The sequence below is a fragment of the Sphingomonas limnosediminicola genome, from assembly GCF_039537965.1.
GTDB lineage: Bacteria > Pseudomonadota > Alphaproteobacteria > Sphingomonadales > Sphingomonadaceae > Sphingomicrobium > Sphingomicrobium limnosediminicola.
The window spans coordinates 381,432-401,202 of the sequence record NZ_BAABBM010000001.1 but is presented as its reverse complement, the minus strand read 5'-3'; the positions used below and the strand labels follow the sequence as shown (position 1 = coordinate 401,202).

Below are 19,771 nucleotides of genomic sequence, written 5' to 3'. Positions count from 1 at the left end.
GCCTTCTTCACCATTCCAGGCAACACAGCCGTTGCTGACGCACTTATGCGCGCTTCACCGTCTCCGGCAGCGAGCGCCGCAGTGTGAATCTCGATCCGCGCTTATCTTTCTTCGGCGCCGCGGGCACCGTGACGGGCTCACGCCATCTCATCGACTGGAACGGCCAACGCCTGCTGGTCGACTGCGGCCTCTTTCAGGGACTTCGCGAGCTTCGCGAGCTCAACTGGGCACCCTTCCCGGTTGAGCCGCGATCCATCGATGCAGTCATCCTCACCCACGCCCATCTGGACCACAGCGGTTATTTGCCGCGGCTCGTCAGGGACGGCTTTTCGGGCCCCATTTATGCCACGGCGGCGACCCGGGACGTCGCACGGCTGATCCTGCTCGATAGCGCGCATCTTCAGGAAAAGGACGCGGAGTTTGCCAACCGGCACGGGTTCAGCCGCCACAAGCCTGCGCTGCCACTCTACACGACTGCCGATGCCGAAAGCGCATTGTCGTTGTTCGAAGTGACTGAGTTCGGGACTGAATTACGCATGGGCGATGACGCCTCGCTCCAGTTCCGTCGCGCGGGACATATCCTTGGTGCCGCGACGGCGACACTTCGCCTTGGAGGTAAGACGATTGCTTTCTCGGGCGATCTGGGGCGCTTCGGCGATCCGGTGATGCTCGATCCCGATCCGATTCTCCACGCTGATTACCTAGTCGTGGAGTCGACCTACGGCGACCGCATCCACCCGAAGCTGGATGCCGCCGCGATGCTCAAGGACGTCATCGGCCGGACGGTCCGGCGCGGCGGCACGGTCGTCATTCCCGCCTTTGCGGTCGGTCGCACGCAATCGCTCCTCTATGAACTGTCGCTTTTGAAAATGAAGGGCGAGCTCGAGCTCGTGCCGATCTATGTCGACAGCCCGATGGCCACTAACGCGACCGACCTCATGTCGGCGCACATGGACGATCACCGGCTTCAACCGGTCGTATGCCGCGAAGCATTCGGGATGGCGACTTACGTCCGCGACACCGAAGGGTCGAAGGCACTGACGGCAAGCCGCATGCCGAAGGTCATTGTTTCGGCAAGTGGAATGGCGACTGGCGGCCGGGTTCTCCACCACATCAAGGCGTTCGGGCCGGATCCGCGCAATACAATCCTGTTCGCCGGATTTCAGGCAGCGGGCACACGGGGCCGTGCCATGGTCGACGGTGTTCGCGAGGTGAAGATCCATGGCGAATGGATCGACATCCGCGCCGAGGTCGCGGACCTGACCATGCTTTCAGCGCACGCGGACTCGAATGAACTTGTCCGATGGCTTGAAGGCTTCAAGTCGGCTCCGAAAGAAACCTTCGTCGTGCATGGGGAGCCAAGTGCATCGGCGGCGCTGCACGCTCGAGTGGTCGGTGAGTTCGGGTGGAAGTGCACCATCCCGAAGTACAGGGCGACGTTCACGCTGGGCTCGTGACCGAGCATCCGTAAACACGCGCCGGGTCGAGAGCAGACGTTAGCGCGAAGCTAGAGCCGCTTCGTCCTTGCCGTCCGCCTAGCGCGCAGCCGCAACGGCCCCAAGCGTCTTTAGGAGTGCGACTGTCCCAGGGTCCTTCGGCCGGTATTTGAGTGCGCCCTCGGCTTCGCGCCGGGCGGCCACCAGATCGTTACTTGCCATTAGCGCCGAAGCAAAGTCACGCCGAATTGGATAGTGCCAAGCTGGAGGATCGGAAAACGAACTGAAGTCGTCGCTCTCCTGGAGCTCGGCGGCCTGGGCGAAGGCTATGGCCGCTTCCTTCGGCCGGTGCTCCATCATCGCAGTCCTGCCGATCAGGACGTTTCGGGCGATAAACGTCATGGTCTGCGCTTGTAGGGATCCATCGTCCTTGCTCAGCTCACCGGTGATCCCGTGGATCGCGGCGGCCTCAGAGCGGACTCCTTCGACGTCGTTGCGGCGAGCGAAGGCTTCTCCGCGCGCGTAGTGCCAGGCTGCCTCGAGAAAGGGCAGTTTCGGTTTGGGGAGAGATAAAACCTCAGCCGGATCCGCGAACCGGGCCAGGGCGTAATAGCCGTTTGCGGCGATCAGCTGGCTTGCAGGGGCAGCCTCCTTACGCTCCTGCGATCTCACGACCAGCGGGCGGCCCAGCTTCAGCGCGATGTTGGCATCGCCGGCCTCGAGCGCTCCGCCCAATCCAAAGGTCACGTTGTGCGCGTGGTAGGGCAAACCCCATACGCCATCGGGCGGCGGCAGGCCGAGACGCTTGGCATTGTCGATACCGAGCTCGACTGCGCGCATGTTGGCAGTCGCCGCGTCCTCGTAACGGCCGACCCAGTAATAGGTGTGACTGGGCATGTGCACGAGGTGGCTAGCCTTGGGCGCGAGCCCAGCCAGCCGGTCGGCGTAAGGTTCAGCCTTCTCGGGCGCCCCCGCCGCTTCGGTCGCGTGAATGTAGAAGTGGATCGCGGCGGTATCGTTAGGGTTCCGTTTGAGAGCAGCTTCCAGCAGTGGCATCGCGAGGCCTGCGTTGAGTTTCCACTCCTCTGCATTGTCCGCCGGCGCCATCAGCCAGGCGTCCGCGGAAATCACTGCGATCTCGTTGTCGTTCGGATAGCGGTCGGCAAGCGCCGCCATCGCCCTTGCGAAATTGAGATCGCCCCTCTTGTCCCCGCCGCCTTTTTTGTAGCGCAACTGCATCGCGTGAATCATCGCGCGCTCGCGCTCGGTGCCGTTCTCCTTGGCGAGCTCCGCCGCTTTGTCCGCCATTTCGGCGAGCTTCGCCGTCTCATCCTCGCTCTTCCCAAAGTTGATCGTGGGCCCCGAGGTCCAGGCCTCGCCCCAAAGGCACATCGCGCACTGCGGATCGAGCCGGACGGCTTCGGTCATCGCTTCGATCGCCGCCTTGTGCGCGAAAGCGTGGGCAAGCTGCATGCCGTTATCGAAATAGGCCTGCGCCATTGGGTTCGCGGTCGTGATCTTGAAACCCCCGCTGCCATAGCCTTCGAGCAGCATCGGTGTTTTGGGAGCAGCCATATCCGCGTGCATCGCGTGCTGCGAACTCTGCGCGTAACACGGCGCGGCGACCATTGCCGCGACCGTCAAAAGCCAGGTTCTTCTCATTTCCGCCACCTCTTTGCCGGCGACGCTACCATGCGTCGGATGGCTGGCAAGCATTCACCTGCAACCTTGTCTGCCCGTTAATGTCTGGTTTGGGTTGAACGCTGCCGCGGCAGGTTTGGGTGGAAAGCGGACAATAGGCCAAGCCGTTGCACGCCACTCCTAGGACTTCTTCGGCGGTAGGGTCGAACCGCACTTCAACGACACCGCATCCTCCATCGGAGATTGATGGTAGTTTTCCCTCGTCGCTCACGCACCTTCGATGCCCGGCAGGTAGGTTTAGCGAGGTGTAGCTTGGTTCAAGGAAGGTCGTGTAAACCGCGATAACATGCCCACGCTTATCGAACGCGTAATATCGGGCATATTCTGCGAGCGGGCGGGAGCCAGCTGGCATCCGCACTTTCTTTTCAATCTGGTCCATGAGCCGCGAGTGCTGCCGCTCCTCGGCGGTCGAACAGGCTGACGAGAGCGATGCCGCGATGAATATTATCTGTCCGCGCATCACACCGAAGTCCCACAGACCCCTTACGTCTGCAATGGGTGGAAAGCTGCCGCGGTAAGTTTGGGTGGAAAGCGGACATTACGTGACGCGGTTGACGCCATGGGTCATCGCGACGAGAACTGAAGGCAGAGGCGAGGTTGTTCTGGAGACGGGTTTGCGGGTCCTCGTAGCGTTCTTCCCGGCACTGATCTTCGGATACGAGGGGACGGCATTCGCGCAGGCAACGAACCCGTCAGACATCCGAATAACGCAGAGAAGCTATCCGCTGCGTGTTGGTGAGATACCGCCTCTAACGCCTCCCCCGGCGTGCGGGGTTCTGAACAGGCCTAACATCGCGAGTGCTCCACGCTCAGTCTATTGCGGAGTTGTGTCGTCCGCTTCTAAATTAACGCTCAGCCGAGCCCGAACTCCCACCTATGAACAGCATATGCAGGCGGCAAAAAGAGGCTTTTCGGGACTAGACCTGAACCACGATGGCGTGATTTCACGCAAAGAGTGGTCATTCATGCAAGCGCGGATGGTCGCTCCCGTCCCGCAGAATGGTCGCGTGCAGTTGATGTGCGCGACGGACCAAGAGTTCAAGCTGATGGATAGCAACCACGACGGTAAAATCACTTTTGCTGAGTTCACTGCCGACAACTTCGGAAGAGACCGACAACCGATCCGCGGCTGCTATTAGCGGAGCGTCAGGTCTCCACGTAGCTCCGGACGAGGCGTTGCTCATGGCAGGAATGGGTCGAAAGTTGCCGCGGCAGGCTTGGGTGGAAAAGAACATTCGCCTCGGCCTTCGTGCGGGCTATGCATCATTGATGACCAGGTCTGCTGCCGTTGAACGTGCGTTTACCCTCGCGCGATCGGGACAGTGCCGCAGTGTTGCAGCCATCATCCGGCTCTTGTCAGAGGACGATCGAATGGCTGTCGAGGAACACCTGAGGAAGCCAGCTGAAAGACGCGAACTCATCTTGGTTTGCAGCGATGCTTGGCTTGCAGCCGGATAGCACCGGCGCGCTATCAACAATGTGTCGAAACCTGCCACGCCAAGTTTGGGCGCTTGGCGGACATCCCCCCCCTGCCCTGTGTCCAGCTTTGGCCGCCAGCGGACCGTCCGCTAGCGGCGGCTTTCGACCCAAAGCGGACTCTAGAGAAACCTCAGAATCCGTCCGCTTGCAGAGGTTCTAGGATTCTGGAACCATGGATTTCACCTGGGGCTTTGAGGCAACCTGAAGATGGGTGAAAACATCTCGCCATTCCGAGTGATATCGAACCTCGAAGCGTACTTATGCATCGGCGCTGCAGCGGCCGTGTATTTGTCGCTTAGTTCTTACGGTCATGCAGGTCTCTGCGTTGCATGCGGTGCTGCAGTCGGTGTTCTCATCTCGTGTATGGGAACGTGTTGGCCACTGCGGCACCGACCTTGGTTCTGGGTCGTCGCGGCGGCTGTGGCAGCCCTCCATTTCGTAGTTTCTTTCTCGTATCAACTGGTCCGTCGCAGGCTCGTGGACGGGGCTCACGATAATGCCCGTTATGGCAGTAGACACCTTGGTCACGATGGGCGTCGTGTACGTAACGTTTCGGCTAATACACGGGGCACCCCAGAGACTCTTCGCGCCAGAGCCTCGCGCAGCGCGCGACTATGCCGAAAGGCGAGATCTCTGAGGCCGCTTTCCATCCATTGCGGACATTAGCGCCGGACGTGATAGTTGGCTGGCGAGGACGGTAGACATGACGAGGGCAAAGCCTCGGCGAACTGACATTGGGGTGATTGTCGGTATCGCAGTTGGCGTCCTGATTTGGTGGACGGCTTACGACCCCCGCGCCGGGCTGCTCCAAAACCTTCAGCTAATCATCGTGCCAGCCGCTTTCGGTGTGGTAGTCGTGACATTGCGTAACCGCTGGAAGAAGGTCGGGCCGTACGACCCCGAAACCATTGAGCGGAACAAGAGGGGCGTGGTCTAACGCTAAGGTCAGCTTTTCCACCCAAAACTGACGCTCAACCCAGTCCCCAAAAGTGGCCCGTGTGTGGGTCCATCAGCACCAACGTGAAGAGAGTAGCACAAGCTGCAACTGTGACGATGAGGCCAAGGATCATCTGCTGGCGCATGGCGCGCTGATGAAAGTCAGCAACGCGATAAGTCGCGAGCAAAGTCGTCAGCGTCACCACGGCATCCGGCAGAGCAAATAAGATGAGTTCGCCTCGCGAAGCCGGACGGTCGACGAGCGGCGTGAAGAAGATCGCGATGTTGATGAGCAAAGACAGCCAAAAGCTGATCCGTGGCCACGTCTCCGAAGGGTAATCTGACCCCAACTTGTAGATGAAAAGGAGGCACGCTGCTGCACAGGCTACGCGATAGGTTGTCTTGAATGGTATTCCGAAGGCGCTCCTCAATTCCGCTCCGAGGGCGATGAACACTGCTATCCCAAGGAGCGCTAGACCCAGATGGAAAAGCTTGGATTTGAACCAAGGCTTTCGGTCGCTTGTCTGATAGCCGTCCATCCTATGAAGCTATCTAACGGAATGTCCGCTTTCCACCCATTCCGGCCGGAAGCGACCTATTGCGGGCACTCGTGACGCATGCGAGTTTCGGCGGGTGGGCAGGCTTCCAATCTTTTCGTCGGCTCTGTCACTCGCATTTGTTCCCGTGGGTCTACTGGGAGGAGTGACACCGTTTCTTATACTTGGGGTTGTGAACTTCATCGCGTTTCACGGGATTTGGCTCTTACCGAGGATTCGCGGAGTGGCATTGACGAGGCGATCCCTGGAAAGGGACATGCGTATTCCCCTCATTCTTTTCGCAATTTGTGGGAATGCAACATACGCGATTTTGGTTAGCCAGGGTCGCCCTTCGTAGCGTCCGCTTTCCACCCATTGCAGACACCATAACGTCGCCGTAGCTTTCGAGTCTGGAGGGGGACGATGGAGACCGCAGGTCAAAGGTATTCGCTCATAAGGGGGAGCGACGTTGACCGAGACGGCATGTATCTTGAGTTGAGACGAGACGGCGACCCAGACGAAGTCGCTGAGGTTTTCTACTCCGACGAGACGGGCGAATTTAGCCTCACCACGCTCCACAATGCGGTTCCGTTGGTAGCTATCGAATGGCTGATTGAACGATCGCGCGAGCTGCTACCACCCGTTCGCTAACGTCCGGTTTCCACCCATTGCGCACACTAGCGAGGCGGAGCATTTTTGGCCTTGATGCTGACACCGGCGTTTCGAGGCACGTACGAGCACGGCTGACGTCAGGGTGCCGCACAAGCCGCCCCAACAACTACGCGACATCGAAAAGCGATGCGCTCTTTGGTGCTATGCCGGCGCAAGTGCTGACCTACACTTTAGGAATGCCTTCGCGCCTCAGCGGCACGTCATCCAGCTTGTGCCGCAACTCCTCGATGTCAGCATCGCCGGCCTTCGTCGCGCCGTTGTAGCGTGACTCGATCTCCAGTTCCTCGGCCGTCTGCTCGCGAAAATAGGTGATCGTCAGTCGACGCCCGAACACGTCGTCGCCGCGGATCTTCAGCTCCGCCTCGTGCTCAGGAGGAAGATTGTCCCGGATCGTTTCCAGATAGCGGATGAGATCCGACAGCGACGTATATTCGCTGATGTCGATGAAGTCTTTTACGCGTCTCGGCACGGCCGAAGTCACTCCAGGTTTGTACTGCATCCAGGCTCAATGATTATTATGGGGGGCGGGCTGGGGATACTCGCTAGGACCGGCGATGTAGGGCCAGCCATTGCGCCACTTGATGCGGTCGATCAGCATGATGCGGCGAGTGTTCACCTCGTCGGTGGGCTTCTCGCGTGGATGCTCGACGTCCACGGCGTGGTACGCGATCCAATCCTGCCCGGAAGCGTCGGTGACAACTGAATTATGACCAGGTGCGAACCATTTGGCACTCTTTTGCAGGACGATGCTATGGGGCTGACCGGTTGCCTGCTCGAGCGTTTCGAACGGTCCATAAGGGCTGCGAGAACGCGCAACCATCACCGCGTAGTTCGCTTTCGGGCCGCAGCAATTGTCGCCTGAGTAGAAGATATAGAACCAGCCATCGTGCTGCGTCACCCAAGAACCTTCGATCAGGACGGGAAACGATGCGCGCTGGGGAGCCGGCCAGACGAGCGGCTTTGCGATGCTTCCAGTCGCGAAAGACATACGATCCGGTCCCAGTTCCTGAACCTTCAATGGTTCGAACCCGGAGCCCCAGTAGAGCAAATGCTTTCCGGACGCCGGATCATCCAGCGCCATCGGATCGATGTTAATGAAGCTTTCGCCGCACAACAGGGGATTGCCCATGTCGACGAATGGACCGGCTGGCGATTTGCCGGTCGCGACGGCGAGGCAAATGCCGTGTCGTTCGTCTGAATCGTTTGGCTTGGCGGAATAATACATCAGATAGCGGTTGCCATCGCGCACAACGTCCGGCGCCCAGAAGTCTTGCGTCTTGTCCGCCCAAGCAGGCTTGGCTGGCAGCGCGTCTCCCAGATACTGCCAATGCACCAGGTCGCTCGATCGGGCGACCTGAATGTTCACCCAGCGCCCATCGCGCTCCGTCTGCGTCGCATAAGCGTAGTAGTTTCCGTCGACCGCTTTGATCACTGTCGGGTCCGGAAAATCAGCGTCGATGACGGGATTAGTGTACGTTGCGCTACGTGGTTCTTGTGCGGGCACATTCGCGCAGCCGCTGAGGCCGATGGACGCCACGAAAGCGAAAGCAATGAACAGCCGCACACCGCGACCATAAGTGCACCCCGGCCGTTGCGGAAGCACCAATGATCGCTAAGGCTTGTCATCAACGAGAACGGAGGCGCTTGTGGCGTTACGCGCTATTCTAAAACGGCTCGCGATTGCAGCGAGCCTGTCGTGCGTCACAGCCTCCGCGGGAGCCGACCCGGCGTTCGTGCCGGTTTTCCAGCAGAACTTTCCTGACCCGTTCGTGCTTTTGCATGGCAGCGAATTCGTCGCCTACTCTACCAACGACGGGCCGAACGTCCCGATGGCGACCTCGCCGGATCTTGTGAACTGGCGCTTCGTCACCGATGCATCGGGGCGCAAACGCGACGCGTTGCCTCGGCTTGGCAGTTGGGCAAAGACCGGCTTCACCTGGGCGCCCGAAGTGCTTCAGCTTGGCGGCCGCTACTTGCTTTATTACACGGCGAGCGACGCTAAGCGGAATGCGCAGTGTATCGGGGTCGCGGAAGCCGCCGATCCGTTGGGGCCGTTCGTCGATAGCCGAAACGACCCGATCGTGTGCCAGACACAACTCGGCGGGAGCATCGACGCAGATGCTTTCAAGGATGCTGACGGCAAGCTCTACCTGTACTTCAAGAATGACGGTAACCGCGTCGGCAAGCATTCGTCGATCTGGGCGCAGCAGTTGAGCGCCGACGGTCTGTCCGTTTCTGGTGAAGCGAAAGAGCTAATTCACGACGATCAGGGCTGGGAGCAGAAACTGGTCGAGGCGCCGACGATGGTCCGCTCGCCGATCGGCTACGAGTTGTTCTTTTCCGCTGCATTTTTCGGTTGGAACGACGACCAGGAACGATCGCCGTACGGAATGGGCTACGCTACCTGTTCAGGTCCGCTAGGCCCGTGCAAGAAATCGCCGACCAATCCGATGCTGCACAGCTTCTACGACCGCGAATCGGGCTGCATTAGCGGTCCAGGGCACCAGAGCATCTTCACAGTCGGACAGAGGAGCTTCATGAGCTTCCATGCGTGGGAAGCGACAAGCGGCTGCCGCAAGGCGGCCGACAAGCGCTATCTCTATATCGCCCCAATCTTCTGGAAAGACGGCAAGCCGCAACTCGGACCGAGCCTGCGCTAAAAGGACTAGTGCGTTATACGCGCAAGATAGTCGCCATACTTGGGAAGTTGGGCTGGCATTTGCGCAATATCGCTCGCAAGGCGCTCCATCGCCGTCATAGCCTGGTCAAGAGGTACGGCCCCTGCCCGCGGGTCGAGTTCTCGCGGTCTCACTCCTAGACCGAGCAGAACGGCGGTCCAGCTGTCTCGGCTGACGCTTTCATCTTCGTGAAAAGGCATGCGGCCACGATATTCATATTGATCGAGCGTCCGCCGCAAGCTGTCGGGGGGCTCTCGGTCGGCAACATCCAGCCAAAGTCCACCCGAGCGACCCGACCGAGAATAGTGCAGCGCAAGAAAGTCGCGCACGCGTCGTGTGATCCGTTCATATCTCCGATTATACTCGCCCGTCTCAATGTCCGCGAAGTCGCGGCCCGGTAGCATTTCGAGTGCCAGCAGGATTGAGATCTGTGCGAGCTCCAGATTGAAACCCTGCAGGGGATCTACTGCCGTGGCCGAATCACCCAGTGCCAATACATTGTGAACCCATGGTCGGAGCCGGCGGCCGCGCACCACCGCCACATCCCCTTGTTCACCCATCGATACGCTCAGGGTTCTTCCACGCAAAGAAAGCTCGCTCGTCCAGCCCCAAGGAGCGGCACGCGCGACATCCATAGTGCGCGGAATGAGTTCACTTTCCGATGAAGACAGCGAAAGCCGGCCAAATGGCATCCACCCACTCCAATCTTCGAAGCTGTCATCCAGCTTTCTGATCAGGCGCCCCGCAGGCCCTGCGCAATCGACGAACAAGTCTGCCTCGATGCGCGTCCCTTCCGTGAGGACTAGCGCCGAAGCGCGACCGTCCTCGCCTATCTCCAAGCCGCCGATCTCCCCCCGCTGGAACGTAACCCTACTCCTTTGGGCCTCAGTCCGCAGTCGCTGCTGATAAGCTTCAGGATTCAGACGGAGACCGTAAGTGAAGCGCGATCCGACAAATTCGGGATCGCGCGCTGGATGGACGAACTTGCCTGCTTGCGCCAACGCAGCTGCGATCGAATAGCGATCATAAGGCAAGGCGTGCCCGGCACGCTGTGCCCGCACCCAAACTTGATCGAATGGAATGGCACCCGCGGGTTTCCCATAGCTGCCAAACGCCCAAATCCAAGGCTCGCCATTCGCCGACCAATCCGTGAATGCTGTACCAAGGTGGTGCGTCGCGACGCCGCTACGGACGAGGTCAGTCTCATCGATGCCGATGAACGCGTGAAAGCGGGTCACACCCGGATGCGCGGTCGGCAAGCGGTCTGCAAGTGCTGCCGGATCGGGCGTCGTCTCAACGACCTTCACTGCTGTGCCCGGAAGGACTCGGGCGAACGCAATGGCTGCCGACAGGCCAACGATCCCGCCGCCGGCAACTACGATAGTACGGATAGCCCGATCATGGCTCACGCTGGCATGCCGATGGAAGCATTTCTGGTTCGAATGAAATCAGCGTGATCCGGTGCGGCCTCCACAGTCCGACGGACTCTCTCAATCAGACGGTTCACAGATCTGTCGAGTGCCGACGCGTCCTGAATTTCCGCCCGCTGATCCCAACCATCCGGCATAATGCCCTGGCCAACATAGACGGCAATCCAGCTCGGCTCGAAGAACAGGCCCTGGCTGTATTTGGCCACTCGCGCGCTCCGCCGCCACAAATCCATCTTGCTGTGGAGCGTCTCGGGCACTTCCATGTTGCGGACATGATTCCAGAAGCTGGAATCATCCCGCCTAGTTGCGTGGTAGTGAAGAATGAGAAAGTCGCGGATCCGCTCGTATTCGATATCGACCGCATGGTTGAACTCGTCTCGATCCTCGTCCCTTATGCGACCGATCGGAAACAACTCTATGAGCTGCGCAATGGCTCCTTGAACGAGATAAATGCTCGTCGATTCCAGCGGCTCGAGGAAACCGGAAGCGAGACCAATCGAAACGACATTCCTGGACCAACTCCGTTTTCGTCGCCCTGCACGGAAACGGAGCATACGCGGCTCCGCCAATCGCTCTCCCTCGAGGGCGGAGACCAACGAATCTACCGCATCCTGGTCACTGGTATGCGCGCTCGAATAAACGTAGCCGTTTCCCACCCGGTTCTGCAGTGGAATACGCCAGCGCCAACCAGCGGTCATCGCGTGCGCTCGAGTATAGGGTTCGATCGTTCCTAGTGCCGACGTGCATGGCATCGCCACTGCGCGATCGCACGGCAGCCACTGAGACCAATCTTCCCAGTCCTCTTCCAGCTTCTGCTCGATGAGCAAAGCTCGAAAGCCAGAGCAATCGACGAACAGGTCGCCTTCTACGCGCTCACCGCTTTCCATTTTGAGCGCCACGACGTTGCCGATCGCCCCGTCAAGTTCGACGTCGACAACCTTTCCCTCTGTCCGCACCGCACCTCGTGAAACTGCGTACGAACGCAGATATGGACCGAACAAGGTGGCGTCGAATTGATATGCATAATTGTACAGGGAGCTTCCCGGTTGTGGCGGCGCAAAGCGGTTTCGTACCGCCATGACATTACAGATTGAGCTATCCCAGAGCTCGCCACCGCGCCCCTCGGAGTGGAGCCGCAGCCAATAGTGGTGAAACGGAACATCATGAAGCGGAGCGCCGAAGGTTCCGAAGGGGTGCAGGTAGCGCGTGCCGATGCTTCCAAAATCGTGGAACTCGATTCCAAGCTTGAAGGTCGCGTGCGTTGCCTTCATGAAATCCGCTTCGTCGATTCCAAGGCTTTCGACGAAGTATCGGATGTGCGGCAGCGTCGCCTCGCCAACGCCGACGATCCCGATCTCCTCGGACTCAATGAGGCGGACATCGCAAGCGTGGCTGAGCTCGTTTATGAGCGCGGCTGCCGTCATCCACCCCGCGGTTCCGCCGCCCAGGATGATAACGCGCGTCTTAGGAGGCTGCTCGTTCACGCTTCGGGCTCAAGAAAAACGGCCGGAGGACTTAAGCCCCCCGGCCTGATTTAGTACCTAATGCACGACCGCTCAGCCGCGCTCCGGTGCCGCTGGCGGCGGAGGCGGTGGCGGGGGCGGAGCAGGTTCCGGCGTCACGGGTGCTGGCGGCGGAAGGGCGGCTGGGAGCGGAGGAGGCGATCCCGCACGAGCATCTCCTCCACCGAAACGGAATCGGACACCGAGCGAAACGATCCGCTCCTGGTATCTGGCCCTCCATGCGAATTGGGCAATTTCGCTAGCGCTTGGATCAAATCTTGCGCCAGTCGGATCCATTCGAACGAGGTCGACTTTTTGTGGCTTCGAAAGGATATTTGTCCAATCGCCAAAGATGGTGAAACGGTCGAGGAACGTGTAGCTCGCCGATACGTCAAGACGGCCCGGCTCATGTACCTTTTGCCGTAAGACATACGGCAACCCATTGCTGGAGAAGTCAGTACGTTCTGACCAATCGGCCCAATAAGCGCTGCGCTTGTTATAGGCGAGCCGCATCGACATCGGTCCGCGCTCGAACATCCCGATGATGTTGTACGTCCACTTGGAAACATTGAGCAGCGGCCGGGTGATCGGGTCTGTCGGATCGTTCGTGAGCTGGCCTGGCAGCGGATTGCCCAACGGATCGACCCTCAGAACGGGCCGCGGGTACTTCGCGCCGTGGCTAAGGTAAGTGACATTCGCCTGAACGCCGAACCAACTGAGCCAGTTGGGCCCGCCCATGAAGTCGAAGAATGTGTTCACCTGACCTTCGAACCCGCGGACGTGCCCCTTGCCAGAATTGATCGGCGCATTCACCCGGAGCGGGAAGCCACCGACGTCACCCAAAACGAACGACGACGGAGTCACGAAACCCTTCAACTCGTGATCGAAGGCCGCGAACGCTGCAAAGCCGGTCGGTGAGAAGTAATATTCGAGGCTCGCATCGTAGTTCGTCGACTTGAGGTCGCTCAGGTTAGGATTGCCGCCCGTCGCCACCGTTTCGCAGATCACCACCGTAGGAACGCAGGTGGATGGATCTGGCGGACGTCCGATACTCACAGACGGGTTCAAGTCGAGGAACTGCGGACGTGTCCGAGTCTTGGTTGCTGCGAGACGGAACTGCAGGTCGTGCGTCAGGTGGAACCTGGCATTGATGTTCGGGAGCCAGTACGTTTCCTTGTCGCTCGCATTGACCGGCGTGAACACGAAGCCCGTTGGCGTGTCTTCGCGCTCCGTGCCATGAAGTTTTCTGTCGGCGCTCACACCGCGGACGCCGAGCTGGCCGTCAACTGCTACACCGCCGAGATTGAAAGCCCAGTCCGCCTGAACATAGCCCGCTAAGCTCTTTTCGTTTGCCTTGAAGCTTGCGGTCGGATCGTAAACTGGGGGGGCCGGTGAGCCATACCCGGCAAATTCGCGAAGCAGACCGAGGTTTTCCCGAATGCTTGAATAAGTGGGCGTGAGCCAACTTGTGGGGAACGGGGGATTATCAGCGCCCCGGAAGCCGGGGCGGAACATCTGGTAATCGAGTGGCACGAGTTCGATTGGCGTGCCGCGCCTGCTGTCGTTGTAACGGCTTCCATACTGTCGGCTCGCGTCGCGATCGACGTAGCGAATACCCCACTGGATCTTCGGGATAAACGAAAGACCCGTCTGGTAATCGAAGTCCACGCGGCTTTGCCAATCCTGACCCTTCGCCTTCTGCGCTTCCTCGAACAGCCCGCGATAAGAGAAGTTTGCCGGATTACTCGGGTCAAAGCCTACCAGGTCGAACCTCGGGATAGCGCCGGGGGCGCCGATGACGAAGTCGACGGTTTGACCGCAGTTGAACTGGTCGCGGCAGAGCACGTAATCAACGCTCTCGGTCGATCCGGTAAATGTGCTGTCGGTGCGGCCGATGTCAGCGGTGATTTGGAGCGGTCCCGCGTCGTAGCGACCGCCTGCCGCCACCTGATATGTATTCGTCTTGTTGTAAGTGCCGCCTTGCCACCCCTCGCCCCGGAACGGGTTGTTCACCGTACCGCTCTCGATCAGGTTGGTGCCCTCTTGGAACTGCAAGTTCGTATAAGATGCGCCGCCCCAAAGCGGCTGTTCAAAATGACGATCCTGAATCTCATGACGGAAGCCTTGCCACAGACCCTCGACATAGAACTCGAGGTCCGGGCTCGGCCGCCACTGAATGGCTCCATTCAAAGATGGCCGGTACCGCGTGGCTTCGTCATACTCGATGAACGGCCAGTCCGGGAACCGACCGCCCGACGGGCCTGGCGCCACGAAATAGGCATTAGAGATAATCGAATCCTCGTAGTGCAGGCGCGTATATGAGAAGTTGAGCAATGCGCCCATCTCACCTTGACCAACATTCCACCGATCGGTGATCATGATGTTGCCGTTGGGGTTCCAACCGCCCGCTTGACGTGGGTGAAGCTCCCAAAACGATCCGTTCACCTCAAAGCCCTTGAAGTCGAACGGCCGGCGCGAGCGGACGTTCACCAAGCCCGCGATTCCGGGCTCGATGAGATTGGCAGTTGATGTCTTGAACGCTTCGAGGGCAGCGATTGCACCCGAGGGAAAATCCTGCAGAGCGACCGATCGCGTCTCGGCCGTAAAAATCTCTCTGCCGTTGTACGTGGTCGTATAGTAACTGCGGTCGAGGCCACGGAGAAGCACCCGGTCGGCTTCGCCGCGTTCGCGTGTCACCTGGATTCCGGGGATGCGTGCCGCGGTGTCCGAAACCGCGATGTCCGGCAGCTTGCCGATGTCTGCCGCCACGATGGCGTCGACGATCTGGTCGCTATTACGCTTGACGTTGCGCGCTGACTGCAATGCGCGACGCTGACCAGTGACGACGATCTGGGTATCGGCACTGGCTGCGCTCGCGTTAGTCTGAGGCGCATCCGCGTTCTGCGATGGTTGCGCAGGACTCTGCTGCGCCGTTGCGCCTGGATCCGGGGGCGGCACAGATTGGTCTTGCGCCAACGCTGGCGACGACGCAGCCAATAGCGTCGTCAGAACCGTCGAAGACCACAGGAATGACGATGGATGCCGCATAACTCTCCCCCTTTGCGACTTAAGGCTGTTTTACTGAACCTTAAGCCAAAGTTACCGCGACGCGACCGCAACATTCAAGCGGCAAAGCAGCAACACTGATCAAGATTGCTACTCTGCTTGGCTGAGGAGTTGATTGACGCGACGTTCGGCATCAGCAAGCGCGCGTTGCACCGGCTTCTGGCCAGTGAATGCAGCAGCGGCTTCCTCGCCAACAAGCCCTTCAATCGCATTTTGCCGCAAAACATAGCTTGGCAGAGGGCGGCCTATTGTCGCTAGCGGCGCGATGTCTGCGCGATGTGGCAAGGCAATGAATCGAGGATCCTCGAGAACAGCTTTGAACGCAGGTATGTGGCCGGTGCGCGCCCAGTCGAAATTGTGTGCAGCCATGAACTTGAAAAAGCGTGCGATCGCCTCCCGCTGCTGAGGCGTTCGCCTGCGCGCCGGCACGACCCATGAGTGGCCACTGACGAACTCGACATGCTCGCCCCACAGCCGCGGGTAGGGAAAGACGGCATAGCTCTTGTAGAGCGGCCGTCCGGGCGAGTTCGCTTCTTGCTCGAACGTGCCGATCATCCACGTGCCGGTGGGATAGATTCCGCCCTCACCGCTCATGAACGCAGCGATCGCCGCTGGCGTATCCATGTTCTGCGTGCCCAGCCTTTCGACGTTGATGAGTCGAAGGAAATTGGCGGCGCGCAGACCTTCCGGCGTATTCAGCCGAATGTGCTTGGGATCGGTGAATACGGGCGCGCCCTGAGCCATGATGTAGGTAAACAAGTTGCGGGCCGCAAAAGCAGGGTCGGCGACGTTACTTTGGATAAAATAAGGTTTGCCGGTGCGCGCTTGGAACTGACGCGCTTGCGCGACGAATTCTTCCGCCGAATTCGGCAGCACTGGCTTGCCGCCACGCATCAGCCCAGCCTTCGCAAATAGCGCGGTGTTGATGTGAAAGAGGCCGCCGTGCGTGTCCCACGGAAGCGCATAAATGCGTTTGCCGATGGTGACGCCGCGGCGAGCGGCATCGGTGAAGGCGTCGGGCGCTATGCCAGCGGCCTTCAGGTAAGGCTCGACGGGTTCCAGCAGGTCCTTCGTCGCATAGTCACTGATGACGCCCTCGTGCATCGTGACAAGGTCCGGTGGGTCGCGTGCCGCGACCTGCGCTGTAAGCTGCGGATAACCGGGCCATGCGACGACATTTACATCGACGCGCAGGTCGGGATTCTCGGCGTTGAACTTCGCGACCATCGCCGTGATGATCCCGCACTCGCCTTCAGCTTTCGAGATGTCGGTCGTCTTGCCATATTCGGCGCCGCACTCGCCAAAGAAGCGCTGCAGATAGATATGCGTCATGCCATCGCCGCGTGTGCAACTGCCGAGACTCAGCAGAGCCAATCCCGCTGCAAGGGCGCGCATCATCGAACGGCGGTCCCGGCCATCGCGCGCACGATTTGCTTCTGGAAGATGATGTAGACGATGAAAATCGGGAAGGAGGCAAAGATCGCCTGCGCCATCAGATAGCCAAGCCCGCTCGTCTGCGCGTAATTCATCTGCGCCGCCGCGAGCCCGACCGTCAGCGTATACATATCACTTCGCGTGGCGCTGATTAGCGGCCACCAATAATCATTCCAGCTGCCCAGGAACGTGAACACTGCCAAGGTCGACTGGGCCGGCTTGGTCAGTGGCAAGATAATCTTCCAGAAAATCGTCCAGCGCGACGCGCCGTCGAGCATCGCAGCTTCGTCGAGCTCGCGTGGTATTCCGCGCATGTAGGTAGTCATGAAGAACACGCCGAACGGCGCGATTAGACCCGGCAAGATCAGACCCGGATAGCTGTTGTGCAGGTGCGCCCAGGAAAACAGCTGATGCTGCGGGAGGATCACCGCTTGGCTCGGTATCGCGAGGCCGATCAGCACGAAGACGAACAATATTTTGCGCAACGGGAAGTCCAGGCGCGCGAAGCCGTACCCCGCTAGACTGGCGAGAATCAGTACGCCCGCCGTCGTACCAAGCGCCACAATTGTGCTGTTGAGCAGCCAGCGCAATGTGAGGCTGTTGCCGATGATAGCCGCATAATTCTGCAATGTGTAAGGCGCCCGCAAGGCCGCCTCGCTGTGCCCGATGAGCTCGGCATTGTTCTTGAGAGATAAGAGCAAGGTCCAGACAAGCGGCGCGAGCATGATTGCCGCGCCCGCAAGCAAGCCCGCCCACCCGGCTGGCCCAAGCCCGTTGCGGAGGACCTTAGCGGCCATCCTGCGCCGCCGTTGCCCTGCCCGTTGCCCAATATTGGGTGAGCGTGACCGCGAGGATGATTAGGAATAGGACTTCCGCGGCAGCGCTGGCATATCCGAGCTCCCACCGCCCGAAGGCCGTCTCGAAAAGGAAAAGCACAGCAGTTCGCGATGCTCCGCTGGGACCGCCGGCCGTGAGCAATTGCGATTGTCCGAACAACTGCAATTGCGCGGCAGTCTGCAGCATTACGACGAGCACGACAGTGCGCCGAAGCGACGGCAATGTGATCCGCCAGAGGGTCGTCCAGCGGCCCGCATTGTCCAGCGCCGCAGCCTCGTACATGTCTTCTGGAATCTGCTGCAGTCCGGCAAGGAACAGCAGCATTGGAAATCCCACCGACCACCAGATCGTGGTCACGGCAAGCGCGGGCAATACGAGATGCTCGTCGCTAAGAAACGGCAGCGGCTCAACCCCAAACGCCTTGGCGGCAAAGCCTAGAAATCCCGCGTCCGGTGCCAACATGAACCGCCAGATCAGGGTAACGATCGTTACAGACAGCACTGCCGACGAAAAAAAGATGCCGCGCATCAAGGCGGCACCGCGGCCTCCGCGATTGAGCGCCAGAGCAAGTGCGAGCGCGATCACTGTCAGCGCTGGTACGATCATCAGCGTGACTTCGAACGTCTGGACAAGCGACGCACCAAACACAGGGTCTCGTGCGAGCCGCACGTAATTCCCTGCCCCAACGAAATGGCCGGCACCGAACAGGTCGACCTGATTGAGGCTCAGCCATAATCCGCGCAGCAGCGGGAAGATGAGGATGACCGAATAAAGCAGAAGGAACGGCGCTACGAACAAAAACCCGCGCCAGTCGCGCGCGCTCGTCATGCAGCGCCCCGATGATGGCCGTTGCCGTCACTGTCGAAGACATATGCCAACGCACCGTCTATCTTCAGCGACACCTCGTCGCCGATCCTGGCGCGGCTGTTGCCCTCATCTTCTGCCGTGATCGCCTGACCGTCCGCCATCCGGGCATAAATCAAGGTCCGCTCGCCGAGACGTTCGACGAGTTCAACCTTCGCTTTCGGCTTGCCCTTCCCGCGCCCGCCGATCCGGACGGCCTCGGGGCGAAGACCAAGGCGAAGGTTCGCCCAAGATGGCAGCGACTCCCGCGGCACCTGCGTACCGACGACAGTGCCGTCACCAAGTTTGAGCGTTGTGAGTGTCCCGTCGACCATCTGCGCCGGCAGCAAGGTCATCGCTGGCGATCCGACGAATTGCGCAACGAAGGTGTTCGCCGGTCGTCCGTAAATCTCCATTGGCGGGCCGACCTGCTGAATCTTGCGGTCGTTCATCACGACGATCCGGTCCGCCAGCGTCATCGCTTCCGCCTGGTCGTGCGTGACCATGATCACAGCCGCATCCACCCTCTGTTTGAGCTGCGCCAGCTCGACGCGCGTGCGCAGGCGCAGCGCAGCATCGAGGTTCGACAGTGGCTCATCGAGCAAGAACAGCTTGGGTTCCTTGACCAGCGCACGACCGAGAGCAACGCGTTGCCGCTGCCCGCCCGACATCTCTGCCGGCCTTCGATCTAACAACGGCTCAATCTCCAGTACGCGCGCAGCCTCCGTAATGCGGCGTGCGATCTCCTCCTTAGGCACGCGCGCGTTCTTGAGGCCGAACGCCATATTCTCCCGCACGCTCATGTGCGGGTAGAGTGCGTATTGCTGGAAAACCATGGCGACGCCGCGCTCGCCAGGCGGCAAACCATCGATGCGCCGCCCCTCGAGCCAAACCTCACCGGCGTCCGCGGTCTCCAAGCCGGCGATGATCCGCAACAAGGTCGATTTTCCGGAGCCGGACGGACCCAGGAAGGCGATGAATTCGCGCGCGTCGAGCGTGAGGTCGATATCGTCGAGCACCGACGTCGAACCGAACGACTTTCGGACGCCCTTCAGCTCCAGGCTCGCCACGCAACTCTCCCTTTGCAACGCATCCTTACCGAAGGAAATCGCCGCAGCAATGGGGTGGAGCAAACCCTTTAATCTCGATTGCCGGGATGAGAGCCGCTCCGACGGTGACTAGCCAACTTGGTCGAGCGATTTCGTGGATTTGTTTAAGGGA

Annotated in this window: 15 protein-coding genes; 4 read left to right on the top strand and 11 right to left on the bottom strand. The window is 59.9% G+C overall.

Annotated elements, in window-relative coordinates:
• Nucleotides 1-83 precede the first annotated feature (83 nt).
• Entirely contained in the window at nt 84-1,457 is a 1,374-nt protein-coding gene (locus tag ABD704_RS01970; RefSeq protein ID WP_344698014.1) for an MBL fold metallo-hydrolase RNA specificity domain-containing protein, read from the top strand.
• A gap of 78 nt (nt 1,458-1,535) precedes the next feature.
• Here the strand turns inward: ABD704_RS01970 and ABD704_RS01965 are convergent, their stop codons facing one another.
• A complete protein-coding gene (locus ABD704_RS01965; protein WP_344698013.1) occupies nt 1,536-3,098 on the bottom strand; it encodes a hypothetical protein in 1,563 nt (520 codons plus the stop codon).
• A gap of 926 nt (nt 3,099-4,024) precedes the next feature.
• Between ABD704_RS01965 and ABD704_RS01960 the strand changes: the two genes are divergently transcribed.
• Nucleotides 4,025-4,276: an EF-hand domain-containing protein gene (locus tag ABD704_RS01960; protein ID WP_344698012.1), complete on the top strand. Its 252-nt coding sequence runs from the start codon at nt 4,025-4,027 to the stop codon at nt 4,274-4,276.
• 1,043 nt (nt 4,277-5,319) lie between these two features.
• Nucleotides 5,320-5,553 carry a hypothetical protein gene (locus ABD704_RS01955; RefSeq protein ID WP_344698011.1) on the top strand — a complete coding sequence of 78 codons (234 nt, stop codon included), beginning with the start codon at nt 5,320-5,322 and terminating at the stop codon, nt 5,551-5,553.
• 34 nt (nt 5,554-5,587) lie between these two features.
• Here the strand turns inward: ABD704_RS01955 and ABD704_RS01950 are convergent, their stop codons facing one another.
• The 3 genes from ABD704_RS01950 to ABD704_RS01940 all read right to left on the bottom strand — a co-directional run bounded on the left by ABD704_RS01950 (nt 5,588) and on the right by ABD704_RS01940 (nt 8,264).
• Nucleotides 5,588-5,902 carry a hypothetical protein gene (locus ABD704_RS01950; RefSeq protein ID WP_344698010.1) on the bottom strand — a complete coding sequence of 105 codons (315 nt, stop codon included), beginning with the start codon at nt 5,900-5,902 and terminating at the stop codon, nt 5,588-5,590.
• Nucleotides 5,903-6,923: 1,021 nt separating this feature from the next.
• Nucleotides 6,924-7,229, bottom strand: coding sequence for a hypothetical protein (locus ABD704_RS01945; RefSeq protein ID WP_344698009.1), 306 nt, complete (start codon nt 7,227-7,229; stop codon nt 6,924-6,926).
• 36 nt (nt 7,230-7,265) lie between these two features.
• Nucleotides 7,266-8,264: a glycoside hydrolase family 43 protein gene (locus ABD704_RS01940; protein ID WP_344700458.1), complete on the bottom strand. Its 999-nt coding sequence runs from the start codon at nt 8,262-8,264 to the stop codon at nt 7,266-7,268.
• A 142-nt stretch (nt 8,265-8,406) separates the two neighbouring features.
• On the opposite strand from ABD704_RS01940, the gene ABD704_RS01935 reads away from it, so the two are divergent.
• Nucleotides 8,407-9,420 carry a glycoside hydrolase family 43 protein gene (locus ABD704_RS01935; RefSeq protein ID WP_344698008.1) on the top strand — a complete coding sequence of 338 codons (1,014 nt, stop codon included), beginning with the start codon at nt 8,407-8,409 and terminating at the stop codon, nt 9,418-9,420.
• A gap of 5 nt (nt 9,421-9,425) precedes the next feature.
• On the opposite strand, the gene ABD704_RS01930 is transcribed toward ABD704_RS01935, so the two are convergent.
• The 7 genes from ABD704_RS01930 to ABD704_RS01900 all read right to left on the bottom strand — a co-directional run bounded on the left by ABD704_RS01930 (nt 9,426) and on the right by ABD704_RS01900 (nt 19,620).
• Nucleotides 9,426-10,847 carry an FAD-dependent oxidoreductase gene (locus ABD704_RS01930; RefSeq protein WP_344698007.1) on the bottom strand — a complete coding sequence of 474 codons (1,422 nt, stop codon included), beginning with the start codon at nt 10,845-10,847 and terminating at the stop codon, nt 9,426-9,428.
• Nucleotides 10,844-12,352 carry a tryptophan halogenase family protein gene (locus tag ABD704_RS01925; RefSeq protein WP_344698006.1) on the bottom strand — a complete coding sequence of 503 codons (1,509 nt, stop codon included), beginning with the start codon at nt 12,350-12,352 and terminating at the stop codon, nt 10,844-10,846. Before ABD704_RS01925 ends, ABD704_RS01930 begins: the two co-directional genes overlap by 4 nt.
• 72 nt (nt 12,353-12,424) lie before the next feature.
• On the bottom strand, nt 12,425-15,418 hold the full coding sequence (locus ABD704_RS01920; RefSeq protein ID WP_344698005.1) for a TonB-dependent receptor: 2,994 nt from the start codon (nt 15,416-15,418) through the stop codon (nt 12,425-12,427).
• Nucleotides 15,419-15,526: 108 nt separating this feature from the next.
• Nucleotides 15,527-16,768 carry an ABC transporter substrate-binding protein gene (locus ABD704_RS01915; RefSeq protein WP_344698004.1) on the bottom strand — a complete coding sequence of 414 codons (1,242 nt, stop codon included), beginning with the start codon at nt 16,766-16,768 and terminating at the stop codon, nt 15,527-15,529.
• A gap of 62 nt (nt 16,769-16,830) precedes the next feature.
• Nucleotides 16,831-17,667, bottom strand: coding sequence for a carbohydrate ABC transporter permease (locus ABD704_RS01910; RefSeq protein WP_344698003.1), 837 nt, complete (start codon nt 17,665-17,667; stop codon nt 16,831-16,833).
• A complete protein-coding gene (locus tag ABD704_RS01905) occupies nt 17,657-18,535 on the bottom strand; it encodes a carbohydrate ABC transporter permease (protein WP_344698002.1) in 879 nt (292 codons plus the stop codon). Before ABD704_RS01905 ends, ABD704_RS01910 begins: the two co-directional genes overlap by 11 nt.
• Nucleotides 18,532-19,620 (bottom strand): ABC transporter ATP-binding protein, encoded by a 1,089-nt coding sequence (locus tag ABD704_RS01900; protein ID WP_344698001.1) that lies wholly within the window; start codon nt 19,618-19,620, stop codon nt 18,532-18,534. The genes ABD704_RS01905 and ABD704_RS01900 overlap by 4 nt, the downstream gene beginning before the upstream one ends.
• Nucleotides 19,621-19,771: the final 151 nt, after the last annotated feature.

What these genes read in the sequence shown, in the direction of transcription:
- ABD704_RS01965 (WP_344698013.1), bottom strand. Translation starts at nt 3,098, where the DNA reads ATGAGAAGAACCTGGCTTTTGACGGTCGCGGCAATGGTCGCCGCGCCG.
- ABD704_RS01960 (WP_344698012.1), top strand. Translation starts at nt 4,025, where the DNA reads ATGCAGGCGGCAAAAAGAGGCTTTTCGGGACTAGACCTGAACCACGAT.
- ABD704_RS01955 (WP_344698011.1), top strand. Translation starts at nt 5,320, where the DNA reads ATGACGAGGGCAAAGCCTCGGCGAACTGACATTGGGGTGATTGTCGGT.
- ABD704_RS01920 (WP_344698005.1), bottom strand. Translation starts at nt 15,418, where the DNA reads ATGCGGCATCCATCGTCATTCCTGTGGTCTTCGACGGTTCTGACGACG.
- ABD704_RS01915 (WP_344698004.1), bottom strand. Translation starts at nt 16,768, where the DNA reads ATGACGCATATCTATCTGCAGCGCTTCTTTGGCGAGTGCGGCGCCGAA.
- ABD704_RS01910 (WP_344698003.1), bottom strand. Translation starts at nt 17,667, where the DNA reads ATGGCCGCTAAGGTCCTCCGCAACGGGCTTGGGCCAGCCGGGTGGGCG.
- ABD704_RS01905 (WP_344698002.1), bottom strand. Translation starts at nt 18,535, where the DNA reads ATGACGAGCGCGCGCGACTGGCGCGGGTTTTTGTTCGTAGCGCCGTTC.